At 67.5% G+C, this 14,137-nt stretch carries 12 protein-coding genes; 10 read left to right on the forward strand and 2 right to left on the reverse strand.

The genetic code is table 11. The annotated features are described in order from the left end of the window. Positions 1-73 precede the first annotated feature (73 nt). The 5 genes from IEX71_RS20300 (at position 74) to IEX71_RS20320 (ending at position 6,036) form a co-directional block, all read left to right on the forward strand. Positions 74-1,744 (forward strand): ABC transporter substrate-binding protein, encoded by a 1,671-nt coding sequence (locus IEX71_RS20300; RefSeq protein WP_188838904.1) that lies wholly within the window; start codon positions 74-76, stop codon positions 1,742-1,744. Between the two features lie 113 nt (positions 1,745-1,857). Further along, a complete protein-coding gene (locus IEX71_RS20305; protein ID WP_188838905.1) occupies positions 1,858-2,868 on the forward strand; it encodes an ABC transporter permease in 1,011 nt (336 codons plus the stop codon). Positions 2,869-2,882: 14 nt separating this feature from the next. Continuing rightward, positions 2,883-3,842: an ABC transporter permease gene (locus IEX71_RS20310; RefSeq protein ID WP_188839040.1), complete on the forward strand. Its 960-nt coding sequence runs from the start codon at positions 2,883-2,885 to the stop codon at positions 3,840-3,842. A 5-nt stretch (positions 3,843-3,847) separates the two neighbouring features. Further along, positions 3,848-4,873, forward strand: coding sequence for an ABC transporter ATP-binding protein (locus IEX71_RS20315; protein ID WP_188838906.1), 1,026 nt, complete (start codon positions 3,848-3,850; stop codon positions 4,871-4,873). After that, a complete protein-coding gene (locus tag IEX71_RS20320) occupies positions 4,870-6,036 on the forward strand; it encodes an ABC transporter ATP-binding protein (RefSeq protein WP_229749909.1) in 1,167 nt (388 codons plus the stop codon). Before IEX71_RS20315 ends, IEX71_RS20320 begins: the two co-directional genes overlap by 4 nt. Positions 6,037-6,107: 71 nt before the next feature. On the opposite strand, the gene IEX71_RS20325 is transcribed toward IEX71_RS20320, so the two are convergent. Then, positions 6,108-8,249, reverse strand: coding sequence for an MMPL family transporter (locus IEX71_RS20325; RefSeq protein ID WP_229749910.1), 2,142 nt, complete (start codon positions 8,247-8,249; stop codon positions 6,108-6,110). A 224-nt stretch (positions 8,250-8,473) separates the two neighbouring features. Here IEX71_RS20325 and IEX71_RS20330 point away from each other — a divergent pair, with 224 nt between their 5' ends. From IEX71_RS20330 to IEX71_RS20345, 4 genes are read left to right on the forward strand one after another with little or no spacing between them, the layout of a single operon-like run. Continuing rightward, positions 8,474-9,706 carry a sensor histidine kinase gene (locus IEX71_RS20330; RefSeq protein WP_188838908.1) on the forward strand — a complete coding sequence of 411 codons (1,233 nt, stop codon included), beginning with the start codon at positions 8,474-8,476 and terminating at the stop codon, positions 9,704-9,706. Beyond that, complete coding sequence (locus IEX71_RS20335) at positions 9,694-10,338, forward strand: response regulator transcription factor (RefSeq protein ID WP_188838909.1); 645 nt, start codon at positions 9,694-9,696, stop codon at positions 10,336-10,338. The genes IEX71_RS20330 and IEX71_RS20335 overlap by 13 nt, the downstream gene beginning before the upstream one ends. Before the next feature lie 56 nt (positions 10,339-10,394). Next, on the forward strand, positions 10,395-10,703 hold the full coding sequence (locus IEX71_RS20340) for a 4a-hydroxytetrahydrobiopterin dehydratase (protein WP_188838910.1): 309 nt from the start codon (positions 10,395-10,397) through the stop codon (positions 10,701-10,703). Further along, positions 10,700-11,416 (forward strand): VIT1/CCC1 transporter family protein, encoded by a 717-nt coding sequence (locus IEX71_RS20345; protein ID WP_188838911.1) that lies wholly within the window; start codon positions 10,700-10,702, stop codon positions 11,414-11,416. Before IEX71_RS20340 ends, IEX71_RS20345 begins: the two co-directional genes overlap by 4 nt. A gap of 23 nt (positions 11,417-11,439) precedes the next feature. On the opposite strand, the gene IEX71_RS20350 is transcribed toward IEX71_RS20345, so the two are convergent. Further along, complete coding sequence (locus tag IEX71_RS20350; protein ID WP_188838912.1) at positions 11,440-12,453, reverse strand: Lrp/AsnC family transcriptional regulator; 1,014 nt, start codon at positions 12,451-12,453, stop codon at positions 11,440-11,442. Between the two features lie 109 nt (positions 12,454-12,562). On the opposite strand from IEX71_RS20350, the gene IEX71_RS20355 reads away from it, so the two are divergent. Beyond that, positions 12,563-14,134, forward strand: coding sequence for an MFS transporter (locus IEX71_RS20355; protein ID WP_229749911.1), 1,572 nt, complete (start codon positions 12,563-12,565; stop codon positions 14,132-14,134). Positions 14,135-14,137 lie beyond the last annotated feature (3 nt).

The raw sequence follows: 14,137 nt of genomic DNA on the forward strand, positions 1-14,137 counted from the left end.
AAACCCGGCGTGGGGGCCATGGACTTAGTAACGTTCGCGAGACCCCTTTTTTACCCGCGGAAGGTCCACCACTATGACCGCCACCAAGACCACGGCCGCTATCGCGCTGCTGGCCGCCTCCACCCTGGCGCTCAGCTCGTGCGCCAGCTCCAAGCGCGACGAAGGCGCCAAGAAGTCCGGCAATGCCGCCAACACCAGCGCGACGCTGAACTTCGGGGCCGCCGGCGCCCCCGCCACCTTCGACCCCTTCTACGCCAGCGACGGCGAGACGTTCCGCGTCAGCCGGCAGATCTTCCAAGGCCTGGTCGGTTTCAAGCCCGGCACCGCCGAGGTCGCCCCGCGCCTGGCCACCAGCTGGAAGCCGTCCGCGGACGGCAAGACCTGGACGTTCAAGCTGAAGACCGGCGTGAAGTTCACCGACGGCACCCCGTTCAACGCCGAGGCCGTCTGCAAGAACTTCAAGCGGATGGACAGCCAGAACAAGGCAGGCCAGACCGCTTCGGAGTACTGGCTGGCCAACATGGGCGGTTACAACGGGGCCAAGGATGAGCTCTACCAGGGCTGCACCGCCAAGGACGCCGCCACCGTCCAGATCAAGATCTCCCGGCCCACCTCGAAGTTCCCCGCGTTGCTCGGCCTGCCGTCGTTCTCGATGCAGTCCCCGACCGCGATGGACAAGTACAAGGCCAACAACATCAAGGCCCAGGGCCAGGGCTTCGTCTACTCCGACTACGCCAACGCCCACCCGACGGGCACCGGCCCGATGAAGTTCCAGAAGTACGACAAGACCAACAAGACGGTCACCCTCGTGCGCAACGACGACTACGCCGGCGACGACAAGGCGACCGTCAAGAAGGTCGTCTTCTCGATCATCCCCGACGAGACCGCCCGTAAGCAGGCACTGGCGTCCGGTCAGATCGACGGTTACGACCTGCCCAACCCGGTCGACTGGCCGACGCTGAAGAAGGACGACAACCTCGAGATCCGCCCGGCCTTCAACATCCTCTACCTCGGCCTCAACGCCAAGGTCGACCCGGACCTGAAGGACCTGCGCGTCCGTCAGGCGCTCTACTACGCCATCAACCGCGACCAGCTGGTGAAGTCGCAGTTGCCGGACGGCGCCACGGTCGCCACGCAGTTCATCCCCAACACCGTCGCCGGCTACAACAAGTCGCTCAAGCCCTACAAGTACGACCCCAAGAAGGCCAAGTCGCTGCTCAAGGCGGCCGGCAAGAGCAACCTGAAGATCACCCTCTGGTACCCCACCGAGGTCACCCGGCCGTACATGCCGGCACCGGACAAGATCTTCAACGCGATCAAGAAGGACTGGCAGGCCGTCGGGGTCAAGGTCACCCCGAAGCCGTTGCCCTGGGCCGGCGGTTACGTCACCGGCACGCAGAACGGCAACGCCGCGGCATACCTGATGGGTTGGACCGGTGACTACAACACACCGGACAACTTCCTGGGCAACTTCTTCTCCGACCCGAAGGGCCAGATGACGGTCGGCGCCTACCCGTGGGGCGACAAGTTGCACAAGGCGCTGTCCGACGACGACTCGGTCGTCGACGAGGCCCAGCGCGCCACGGCATACGAGAAGCTGAACAAGCAGATCATGGAGGACTACCTCCCGGGCCTGCCGATCTCGAGCTCGCCGCCCGCGATCGTCTTCAGCAAGAAGGTCACCGGAGTCACACCGAGTCCGTTGACCGACGAGCACCTGTGGACCGCCAAGGTCAGCAAGTAAGTCCTCGGCTCGGTGACCGGCGCCGTGGTTCGTCCGCGGCGCCGGTCACAGGCGTACGAGGCTTGTTCTCGGGCGCCTGTGCTGCATCAACTTCTTCGTAGGAGCCTCCCCTCGTGCTCAGATTCATCGTGCGGCGACTGTTACAGGCCGTGCTCGTCCTGTTCATCGTCTCCCTCCTCCTCTTCACCTGGCTGCGCAAGCTCCCCGGCGGCCCCATCGACGCGATCCTCGGCGAACGCGCCACCCCGGAGACCCGCGCCGCGCTGCGCAAGACGCTGGGTCTCGACCAGTCGATACCCGTGCAGTACCTGCACTTCCTGAACAACGCCATACACGGCAACTTCGGCACCTCGACGCAGGTGCAGACCGGCACCGACGCGCTCGACCTGTTCTTCCAGCGCCTGCCCGCGACCGTCGAGCTGTCCGTCCTCGCGCTGATCCTCGCGGTGATCACCGCGATCCCGCTGGGCTACTTCGCCGCCAAGCGGCACGGTGGCTTCCTGGACACCGGATCGGTCGTCCTGTCGCTGGTCGGCGTCGCTGTCCCGGTCTTCTTCCTCGGCTTCGTGTTGAAGTACTTCTTCTCGATCGAGTGGCACATGTTGCCGCCGGCCGGTCGCCAGAACCCAGACCTCGACGCGACCCGCATCACCAACTTCTACGTCCTCGACGGCCTGCTCACCCGTGAGTACGACGCCGCGTGGGACGCCCTGAAACACCTGATCCTGCCGGCCATCACGCTTGCCTCGGTCCCGTTCGCGGTGATCTTCCGGATCACTCGCGCATCGGTGTTGGAGGTCCTGAACGAGGACTACGTCCGCACCGCCGAGTCCAAGGGGCTGTCCGAGCGGATCATCCGTGGCCGGCACGTGCTGCACAACGCGCTGCTGCCGGTGGTGACGACCATCGGCCTCCAGGTCGGAGCGCTGCTCACCGGTGCGGTGCTCACCGAGACGGTCTTCGGCTATCCGGGTTTGGGTGACGCCCTCGCGCAGGCCTTCCGGCAACGCGACTACGCCGTGCTCCAAGTGCTGATCCTGGCGGCGGCGCTCGGCTACATCCTGGTCAACCTGCTCGTCGACGTCGCGTACGCGATCATCGATCCCCGGATCCGGACGAGGTGAATCCGATGAGTCCCATGCAACGCAAGAAGGACCGGATCGACGCGCTCGCCGCCACAGCGGGAACGGCCGGCGACATACCCGATGCCGGGCACGTCAGCGAGTCCGGCGGCCTCAGCCTGATCGGCAGTGCCTGGCTGCGGTTGCGCCGCAACCCGGTCTTTCTGGTCGGGGCGACCATCACGGCGCTGTTCGTGCTACTGGCGATCTTCGCCCCGCTCATCGCGCCGCACAGCGGCACCGCGAATCCGCTGATCGGTCAAGTCACGACCAACCACCCGATCCCGAACCCGCAGTCCGGCTATCCGCTCGGCGGCGACAACCAGGGCCGCGACCTGCTGTCCCGGCTGATCCTCGGATCGCGGCAGACGCTGATCGTCGGTGTCCTCGCGACCCTCGCCGGCCTGGCCGGTGGCCTCGTGCTCGGCACGCTCGCCGGTTCGTTCGGCGGCCGGGTCGACACCGTGGTCATGCGCATCGTCGATGTGATGCTCTCCTTGCCGTCGCTGCTGCTGGCGCTGGCGGTTGCCACCCTCTTCGGGCAGCCGTCGCAGTGGACGCTGATCATCGCGATCTCCGTGGTGCAGATCCCGATCTTCGCCCGGCTGTTGCGCGGTTCGATGCTCAGTCAGCGTTCGAGCGATCACGTGCTCGCCGCGCGGGCGCTCGGCGTCAAGCGCGGGCCGATCACGTTCCGGCACATGCTGCCGAACTCCCTCGGCCCGGTGCTGGTGCAGGCGACGCTGGTGCTCGCGGTCTCGATCATCGAGGCGGCGTCCCTGAGCTTCCTCGGCCTGGGCAACCCCGACGACTCCTCCCCCGAGTGGGGCCAGATGCTCGGCCGGGCGCAGGACCTCTTCGACATCGCGCCGCACATCGCCTTCTGGCCGGCCGGCTGCATCGTCGTGGTCGCCTTTGGCTTCACCCTGATGGGCGAGTCCCTGCGCGAAGCCCTCGATCCCCGGAACAGGAGGTGACGGGCATGACCGCCCCGAGCCCAGCCCCAGCCACTACCGACACGTTGCTGTCGGTGCGCGACCTGACCGTCGAGTTCGGCACCAAGGGACAGACACCGTTCCGTGCCGTCGACGGGGTCTCCTTCGACGTCCGCCCCGGCCAGACGGTCGGCCTGGTCGGCGAGTCGGGTTGCGGCAAGTCCGTGACGTCTCTGGCGATCATGGGTCTGCTGCCCAAGCGAGGCAACAAGGTGGCCGGCTCGGCCACCTTCGACGGCACCGACCTGCTGACCCTGGACGACCGCGAGATGCGGGACCGACGGGGTCGCGACGTGGCGATGATCTTCCAGGACCCGTTGTCATCGCTGAACCCGGTCGTCTCGATCGGTGTGCAGGTCGCCGAAGTGCTGCAACGGCACCGCGGGATGAAGAAGTCGGCGGCGATGGCGGAGTCGCGCGACCTGCTGGACAAGGTCGGCATCCCCGACCCGTCCCGCCGGTTGAAGGAGTATCCGCATCAACTGTCCGGCGGGATGCGCCAGCGCGCGCTGATCGCGATGGCGTTGGCCTGCAAGCCGCGGCTGCTGATCGCCGACGAGCCCACGACCGCGCTCGACGTCACCATCCAGGCGCAAATCCTCAACCTGCTCAAGGAACTGGTCGTCGACTCGGGCACCGCGTTGATCATGATCACGCACGACCTCGGTGTCGTCGCCGGACTGTGCGACGAGGTCAACGTCCTGTATGGCGGTCGGATCGTCGAAACCGCGCCCCGGCACGAGCTTTTCGCCAGTCCGCGGCACCCCTACACCAATGGCCTGCTCGGCTCGATCCCGCGTCTCGACGGCGCACGGAACGAACAGCTGGCCGCCATACCCGGCTCGGTCGCGGACAACATCCCGTGGACCTCGGGCTGTGCCTTCGCACCGCGGTGCTCGCGCGCCATCGATGTATGCCGTGCCGAGACACCGTCACTGGAGCAGGACTCGGTGGCGATCGAGGATCACTTGCTGCGGTGTCACAACCCCTGGCCGACAGGAGGAGAAGCATGAGCGAGACAACGTCCATGCTGGACAAGAAGGACACGGCGGCCGAGCACGAGGTGCTGCTCGATGCCCAGGACGTCAAGGTGCACTTCCCGATCAAACGCGGAGTGTTCTTCGACAAGACCGTCGGGCACGTCTTCGCGGTCGACGGTATGACGCTGCAGATCCGCCGTGGCGAGACGTATGGCCTGGTGGGCGAATCTGGTTGCGGCAAATCGACATTCGGTCGTGCGCTGCTGCGCCTGGAAGAGCCGACGAACGGCACGGTCACCTTCGCCGGCACCGACCTGTCGCCGCTGAAGGGTGAGGCACTGCGCACCCTGCGACGACACATGCAGATGGTCTTCCAGGACCCGCTGTCCAGCCTCGACCCGCGCCAGACGGTCGAGTCGCTGCTCTTGGAGGGCATGCGCGCACACGGGTTGACCAAGGACGCGAAGGCGGCGGACGCCCGGTTGCGTGAGCTGCTCACGGCGGTCGGCCTGCCGGTGGCCGCGCTGCGCAAGTATCCGCACGAGTTCTCCGGCGGTCAGCGTCAGCGCATCGGCATCGCGCGTGCGTTGTCGGTCGACCCGGAGCTGATCGTGGCCGACGAGCCGGTGAGCGCGCTCGACGTGTCGGTGCAGGCCCAGGTCATCAACCTGCTGCAGGACGTGCAGGAACAGTTCGGCCTGACCTACCTGGTGATCGCGCATGACCTCGCGGTGGTCCGGCACATCAGCGACCGGGTGGGCGTCATGTACCTCGGTTCACTGGTCGAGGAAGCCGACTCCGACGGCCTCTACGCCACGCCGTTGCACCCCTACACGCGTGCCCTGATGTCCGCGGTCCCGATCCCCGACCCGCTGATCGAGGACCAGCGGGAGCAGATCATCCTGGCCGGGGACCTGCCTTCGCCGGCCAATCCGCCGAGCGGTTGCCGCTTCCACACCCGCTGCCCGTGGCGGCAGGAGGAGCGGTGCGACACCGAACGCCCGCAGCTGCGGGTCGTGCAGATCGACGGCGTTCCGACGTCGCACCGCGTGGCCTGCCATTACGCGGAGCAGATCCACTCCGGCGAGATCGAGCGGCACGAGGTGAGTGCGACCGCCGTCGATCCCAGCTCGTTGTCCGATTCGCCGACCGTCAACACCCAGGAGAACCCGGGCGGGCCGATCTCCGCGCCCTGACGCACGACGCAAGAGCCGCCGAGCCGGTCCCCCCGCGGGCCCACTCGGCGGCTCTTCGCTTGCCTGGTGAGTCAGCCCATACCGACCGGCTCACGCACCGTGTATGGCGCAGGGTCGACCGGACGACGAGCCGCCCCGCCCCTGCCGCCACGCGACGGCCACCACGCCCACCGGCCCAGTAACGCGAGCGCCGACGGCAGCAGCACCAGCCGAACAACGGTGGCATCCAACAGGATCGCGATGGACAGACCGACGCCGATCTCCTTCATCTCGACCATGGACAGCGTCGCGAAGAGGGCGAATACCGAGATCATCACCACTGCGGCGCTGGTGACCACACCGGCGGTCTCCTGCACACCCTCGCGCACCGCCAGCTTCGGCGGCAGCCCGGCGTCGATCTTCTCCTTGATCCGGCTGAGCACGAAGACGTGGTAGTCCATCGACAGTCCGACCAGCACTGCGAACAGGAAGATCGGGATCCACGAGATCAGGCCACCGGTGGAGTGGAAGTTCAGCAGCGACTCCGCCCAGCTGTGCTGGAAGACCGCTGTCAGGACACCGAACGCGGCACCGACGGACAACAGGTTGAGCGCCATCGTGAGCAGTGCGACCACGATGCTGCGGAACGTCACCAGCATCATCACCAGGGTCAGGCCGAGAACGACGATGAGCACCTTCGGCAGACCGGATGACTGGTGCTCCATCTGGTCATAGCTGGCGGCGACACCGCCGCCGACGGCCCACTTCGTGCCGGACGACGCCACCGCCTGTGGGATCACCGTGTCGCGCAGCGCGTGAACCGCGTCACCGGACGCGAACGATCCTTCCGGGGCCTTGCTGCCCAGCGTGAGAACCGCGGTGCGACCGTCTGTGGAGACGCGCACCGGGTCGGCGACCTTCTTCCAGTCACCGGTCGAAACCGCATTGTTCGCAACGATCTTCGCGTCATGTCGCAACGTCTGCGCGTTGTCGCCCTGCAGCACCACTTCGGCCGTCGGCCCGTCGCCGGGGAACGCCCCACCGATCTGCTGCATCGCCCGGACCGCGGGAATGTCCCGCGGGAGCGAGTCCAGGCTGGCGGTCTGCTGCTTCATGCCGAGTGCCGGTATGGCGAGCGCGCCCAGGATCACCAGGCCGGTGATCAGCGCAGCCACCGGGCGACGCAGGACCGGACCGAGCAGGCGCTTGCTGACCGAGCCGGGCTGCATGCGACGGGACAGCCGCCACAGCAATGGGATCCGCGGACGGTCCACCTTCGGGCCGAGCAGGGACAGCAGAGCCGGCAGCACCGTCAGGGAGCCGAAGACCGCGAACGCGACCACGACGAGTGATCCGGTGGCGATGGACGCGAAGGTGACATCGCCGACGGCATACAGGCCGCCCATGCTGACGATCACGGCGATGCCCGACACGACGATCGAGTGCCCGGAGGTCTCGGCGGCGATCTCGACGGCGTCCGCCGAACTCGCACCGCGTTGCCGTTCCTGGCGTTCACGCTTGAGGTAGAACAGCGAGTAGTCGACACCGACCGCCATACCGATCAACAGGATGACGCTGGTGACGGAGTCCTCCATCGGCAGCAGGAGCGACACCGGGCCCATCAGGCCCATGGTCGCGAAGACACTGGCGATCGCGAGCAGCACCGGTATGCCGGCCGCGATGAGCGCGGCGAAGACGATGAGCATGAGCACGATCGTGATGGGCAGGCTCTTGGACTCGGCGGACCCGAGGTCGTCGCCGACGCGGGTGTTGATCGCCTCGTTCATCGAGGTGTCACCGGTCTGCACGATGTGCATTCCGGGCGCCCGCGGTTGGGCGTCATCGACGGTGCGCGTGATGGCGCTGATGTCCGGATCCTTGTCGTCCGCAACGGATTTCATCGTGATCGGGACGATCATCAACTTCTTGTCCGGTGACGTCGCCGGCTTGCCTACCTGCTGCACGTGACTGTCCGTGCGAATCGTGCTGGCGATACGGTCCGCCGTGGCGCGCACGTCGGATCCGACGGCGGCTCCGGAGGTGCGGGACAGCACGACGAACTCGGTGTCCGGCGCGTCCAGCCCGGCGCGCTCGATCTGAGCGGCCGCGGTCCCGGACTGGCCGACGCGATAGTCGGCCTCGGTCGTGGTGTGCATGGAGACGGCAGCACCACAAGCGACGGCCGCGATCACCAGCAGCAGCCAGGTGCCGACAGCACGCCATGGACGGCGCACGCTCCAGCGAGCGATTCTGAGTGTGAACCCGGCCTTCTTCACGGCGGAGGTCCCCCTTCTTCGATGAGCAGCTGGCCGGGCGGATCCCGGCCGTGGTCAACACTCGTCGGATCAAGAGACGAAGTCAGTGACGTCAGCACCACAGTTGGGGTAGGGCTAGCACCACCAGTGGAAGTGGGACTGGGCCACCTGCGCCCGGGCGCGCGACACGTCAGGATGGGAGCGTGCAATCAACCGCCGACCGCCCGCAGATCATGCTGGCCCACTTCGTCGCCATCCTGCTGAGCGTCCCGACACTGGCGATGTTCGTCCTGATCATCGTCGGCACCGCCACCTCGCCCCTGGGGGTCGGCATCCTGCTGCTGCTCATCGCGGTGCCCACCACCCGGCTGCTGGCCACCGGCCAGCGCGGCCTGGCCAAGGTCGTGCTGCGCGAGCCGGTCCTGCAGGACTACCGCGACACGGCCGGCCTCGGACTCCTCACCCGGATCCAGCGGTGGGCCGGTGACCCGGCGCGGTGGCGGGACGTCCTGTGGGAGCTGTGTTCGGTGACGCTGGGCTTCACACTGTCCGTGCTGAGCATCGCGCTCTTCCTCTATCCCATCTGGTCGATCGTGTGGTTCGGGCTCTGGAAGGGCCTGCCGGACATCTTCGACACACCGTATGGCGACTCCCTGCGTGTCACGAGCACCGCTGGCGCTGTGGCGGTTTCGGCCAGCGGGTTCCTCGTGGGAGCTCTGCTGTGGTGGGCCACCGCCAAGCCGATCGGCCGCTGGCGCTTCGGGCTGGACGCCTACCTGCTGGGCCTGTCCCGCCGGGAGGTGCTTGCCCGCCGGGTCGAGCAGGTCACCGTGTCTCGTGCGCAAGGAGCGGACGCAGCGGCCGCCGAGCTGCGCCGGGTCGAGCGCGACCTGCACGACGGCGCTCAGGCGCGGCTGGTGGCGCTGGGAATGAACCTCGGCCTCGCCGCCGAGCTCATCGAGAACGACCCGGCCGCCGCACGCCAGTTGCTGCTGGAAGCGCGCGACAATTCCGGGGTCGCGCTCCAGGACATCCGGTCCGTGGTGCGCGGCATACACCCGCCGGTGCTGGCCGATCGTGGCCTGGCGGACGCCATCCGGGCTGTGGCGGTCGGTATGCCGATCGAATTCGAACTCGATCTGCGGCCGCCGCAGTTGCCGCCGCCGTTGGAGTCGGCCGTCTATTTCGGGGTGGCCGAGTGCCTGGCGAACATCGGCAAGCACTCCGGTGCCTCGACCGGCTGGGTCAGTATCGTTGCGGACGAAGCGGTCATCCACATCGTTGTCGGCGACAACGGCACCGGCGGTGCCGACCTGCACGGCAGCGGACTGCAAGGAGTAGCGGGCAGACTCGCGGTGTTCGACGGCACGATGCAGGTGTCGAGTCCGCGCGGCGGCCCGACCATCGTGACCATGGAGGTGCCGTGCGCGCAGTGATCGGGGAGGACCACGCGCTGTTGCGCGACGGTCTGCAGCGCATTCTGACCGCGCACCACATCGAGGTCGTCGCCACCGCCGACAACGCCCCAAGCCTGATGAAGGCGTTGCGCGAGCACTCCCCCGACATCGCCGTCGTCGACGTCCGCATGCCACCGACGCTCACCGACGAGGGACTGCGGGTCGCAATCGAGGCACGCAAGGAGCAACCCGGACTACCCGTGCTGGTGCTGTCCCAGTATGTCGAAAGCCTTTACGCCCGAGAGCTTCTCGAAGACGGTGACGGTGGTGTCGGTTACCTCCTGAAGGACCGGGTGTCCGACGTCGGCGCATTCATCGAGGCGGTGAAACAGGTTGCGGGTGGCGGCACCGTGCTGGACCCGTCGGTGGTGCGGGAGCTGATCGCGCGGCATCCACGCGGCAGCAAGACCGACCGGCTCACCGATCGCGAGCGGGAGGTCCTCGGCCTGATGGCCGAGGGGCGTTCCAACGCCGCGATCGCGGCCGCGCTCTTCGTCACCGAGAAGGCGATCAGCAAACACACCAACGCGATCTTCGCCAAGCTCGACCTACCGGTGTCCAGCGACGACAATCGCCGGGTACTCGCCGTGCTCGCGCACCTCAACGGCTGAGTTATCGCAGGCTTTCCTGCGTGGACAACGCGCGCCGAACAAGGCAGTCTCGAAGAATGTCCAGACTGCTCACCGAAGAAGAAGTCACGCGGCAGTTGACCGCGTTGGACGGCTGGTCACGCGACGGCGATGCCATCCGGTCCGAATACAAAGCGACGTCCTTCGCCGACGGCATCGAGTTCGTGCGGCTGGTCGCGGCCGACGCCGACGACATGAACCACCACCCCGACATCGAGATCTCGTATACGACGATCCGCTGGACGCTGTCCACCCACAGTGAGGGCGGCATCACCCAGCTCGACATCGAGCTGGCGCACCGGATCGCCGAGGCGGCCGGACAGACCGGCGCGCGAGTGAGTTCGTGACCGCTTCCGTGGAGCCGCACGAGGGCGAGCTGCAGGACGAGGCGCTCAGCAGCCGGCTCAACTGGTTGCGCGCGGGTGTCCTCGGAGCCAATGACGGCATCGTCAGCGTCGCAGGCATCGTCGCCGGTGTCGCCGGTGCGACTACCGACCGCAACAACATCGCGATCGCCGGGATTGCCGGCCTGGTGGCCGGCGCATTGTCAATGGCCGCAGGCGAATACGTCTCCGTCAGCACGCAGCTCGACAGCGAGCGCGCGATGCTGCGCAAGGAGAAGCAGGAGCTGCGTGAGCTGCCCGAGGAGGAGCTCGAGGAGCTGACCCAGATCTACCAGTCCAAAGGGCTCCGCAGGGAGCTCGCGGCCCAGGTCGCCCACGAGCTGACCGAGCACAACGCCCTCGAGGCACACGCCGAGGCGGAGCTGGGGATCGACCCGGACGACCTGACAAACCCCTGGCACGCCGCCGGTGCGTCGTTCGTGGCCTTCACCGTGGGTGCGCTGATCCCGTTGATCGCCATACTCCTGCCGGCTCCGGGCCTTCGGGTGCCGATCTGCTTCGTGGCCGTGGCGGTCGCCCTCGTGGTCACCGGTGCCGTGAGCGCGCGGCTGGGCGAGGCACCGACGCGACCGGCAGTGCTGCGCAACGTCCTCGGCGGCATGCTCGCCATGGCCATCACGTATGGCGTGGGCACGCTCGTCGGCACGGCGGTCTGACCGGCCACCGGAGGGACCCTCGGCTAACTACCGCCACGATCCCGCTCGACCACTGCGCCGGCGCGCTTGAGGATGCGGCTGACCAGTGCCACCTGCACCTGCGCCACTCCCTCCAGACGGCCGACCTCCTCGGACACGAAACGGTAGATGCTCTCGGTGTCCGGCGCGGCGACATTGGCGGTGATGCTGGTGGGGCCGCTGGTGGCCCCACAGAAGCGAACCGCCGGATGCGCACCGACGGCCTCGCCCACTGCGTGCAAGTGGGAGGGCGCAACCGTGAGGTGGAGCTGGGCGCTGAGTGCGAGACCGAACTGCCGTTCGTCGATGTCGACGTCGAAATAGAGCGCGCCCGCCTCACGCAGCTCAGTGACGCGACGACGCACCTGCGCCTCCGTCATGCCGTCACTCGCCGACCGCAGATCGGCGTACGTCGCCCTCCCATCCACCATCAACGCCTGCACGAGCGGCTCGTCGGATGCGGTCAGCTCCACACTTCGGCCTGACGGGGCGGGAGTCCCACCGACGAGCCGCTGCTCCTCCTCCGCGCTCAGGAAGTCCGGGCCGAGGCGCCAGTCCTTGGTGGTGGAACCGCGGTAGACGTGCAGCACGCTGGACGCCTCGATGCCGGTGATCTGCGCGGTGCGCGGCAGCTGGCGCAGCAGCAACTGGTCCTGTTCGTCGATACTTCGTGGCCGCAGCACACAGTCCACCTGGGTGCCACCGCTCATCACTGCCACCCACTGGACGTCGCGCCGGCCCGCAACGGCCCGACCGATGTTGAGCGCAGAATCCGGGCGGCAGGACAGGTGCAGCATCCAGTTCTGCCTCCCGAACGGCTCCGCGTCGACGAAGCCGATGACCCGCGCCGCTCCGGAGGACAGCAGCCTGCGGTAGCGGCGGGCGACCGTCTGTTCCGAAACCGCGAGCACCGATCCGATGACGGCGAACGAAGCACGTGGCGCGACCTGGAGGCAATGGACGATTTTGACGTCGAGAGCGTCACGAGTGGCGTTTTCGTATGGAAGACGCATTGTCATAGTGGAAATCTACGCCAACACGCTCCTGGCTAACGCTTTCCTGCCGCCGACGATCAGAATTTTTGTCATCGGCCCGTGTCGATCTCCGGGCCGCTCGACCGTCATCTCGATGAACCACTCACTGAAGGAGCGACCGCTCATGCGCAAATGGTTACCGCTGCTCACGATCTGCGTCGGCACGCTGATGTTGCTGGTCGACGTCACGATCGTCAACGTCGCACTGCCCGACATGGCCGTCAATCTGCACACGAGCTTCAGCTCGCTGCAGTGGGTCGTCGACATCTACGCCCTCGTCCTCGCCGCGTTCCTGCTGGGCATCGGCTCCCTCGCCGACCGGTTGGGTCACCGCTCGACGTATGCCGTGGGCCTGGCGCTCTTCGCAATCGCTTCCGCCGTTTGCGGATTCGCGGGCAACGACACCGTCTTGGTCGCCGCTCGTGGCGTGCAGGGCCTCGGCGGGGCGGCGATGTTCGCGACCACCTTCGCCCTGCTGAACAGCAGCTACGCCGGCAAGGACCGGGGCACGGCATACGGCATCTGGGGTGCGGTGTCCGGCGCGGCCGCGGGGATCGGACCGATCGCTGGTGGACTGCTGACCGAGCACCTCTCCTGGCGGTGGATCTTCTTCGTCAACCTGCCGTTCGCGATCGCCGCGATCGTGCTCTGCTTCGTCGTGCTGGGGGCCGACAAGCGGCATCCGGCCCCGCTGGACCCGGCCGGCATCGTCACGTTCACCGCTTTCGCCGCTGCGCTCACCTACGGTCTGATCCGCGCGAACGAGGACGGCTGGGGCGATGCCGGGGTGCTGATCGCGTTCGCCGGCTCGGCATTGATGTTGGTCGCCTTCCTGTTCCTGGAGACGCGGAACGAGCACCCGATGCTCGACCTGAGGTTGCTGCGCAACCGAGTCTTCGCTGGGTCGCTGCTCGCCGGATTCGTCCTGTCCGCAGCGGCGTTCGCCTACTTGACCTACGCCTCCATCTGGATGCAGTCGGTCCGTGACATGTCGCCGGTCGAGGCCGGACTCGCCACCCTGCCCCTGGCCGTGGCGGCGTTCGTGACGAGCGCGACGCTCGGACGAGCGATGCATGGTGCCCGCAGCTGGATCGGCATCGGCCTCGGCATCGCCCTGACCGGTGTCGGTGGCTTGCTGGTCGCGCTGCAGCTCAGCAGTGCCGACGCGGACTGGACGGCCCTGATCGCCGGACTGACCGTCAGTGGAATCGGTGTCGGCCTGGCAGCGCCGACCCTGAGCTCCACCGCGATGTCCGTCGTTCCTGTCCGGCGCGGTGGTATGGCGGCGGGCGCCGTCAACACGGCTCGACAGCTCGGCTTCGCGCTCGGGATCGCAGCGCTGGGAACGCTTTACGCGGCGCGCATCTCGTCGGTGCTGGCCGCACACACCGTCCCGAATGCGTCGGCCGCGAGTGATGCCGTCGCCGGCGGACAGTCCCGCCTCCTGCTCGCCCAGGTCCCGGCCAGCGCCCGCGCGACGACCGAGCATCTCATCCAGCTGTCATCGGTCGAGGGCCTGCGCCTCACCGCACTGGTCGCTGGTGTCCTCGGTGTCGTCGGCGGTCTGGTGGCGGGAGCGCTCATCCGGCCGGCCCGGCACGAGGCGGCCCCGGACGTGCCGGATGCGACTCCCCCCGTGGAGCGCGAGGTCGTCGGCATACATTGACAC

This window comes from Flexivirga endophytica (genome assembly GCF_014640635.1).
GTDB lineage: Bacteria > Actinomycetota > Actinomycetes > Actinomycetales > Dermatophilaceae > Flexivirga > Flexivirga endophytica.

What these genes read in the sequence shown, in the direction of transcription:
- IEX71_RS20300 (WP_188838904.1), top strand. Translation starts at nt 74, where the DNA reads ATGACCGCCACCAAGACCACGGCCGCTATCGCGCTGCTGGCCGCCTCC.
- IEX71_RS20320 (WP_229749909.1), top strand. Translation starts at nt 4,870, where the DNA reads ATGAGCGAGACAACGTCCATGCTGGACAAGAAGGACACGGCGGCCGAG.
- IEX71_RS20310 (WP_188839040.1), top strand. Translation starts at nt 2,883, where the DNA reads ATGCAACGCAAGAAGGACCGGATCGACGCGCTCGCCGCCACAGCGGGA.
- IEX71_RS20350 (WP_188838912.1), bottom strand. Translation starts at nt 12,453, where the DNA reads ATGACAATGCGTCTTCCATACGAAAACGCCACTCGTGACGCTCTCGAC.
- IEX71_RS20315 (WP_188838906.1), top strand. Translation starts at nt 3,848, where the DNA reads ATGACCGCCCCGAGCCCAGCCCCAGCCACTACCGACACGTTGCTGTCG.
- IEX71_RS20340 (WP_188838910.1), top strand. Translation starts at nt 10,395, where the DNA reads ATGTCCAGACTGCTCACCGAAGAAGAAGTCACGCGGCAGTTGACCGCG.
- IEX71_RS20355 (WP_229749911.1), top strand. Translation starts at nt 12,563, where the DNA reads ATGAACCACTCACTGAAGGAGCGACCGCTCATGCGCAAATGGTTACCG.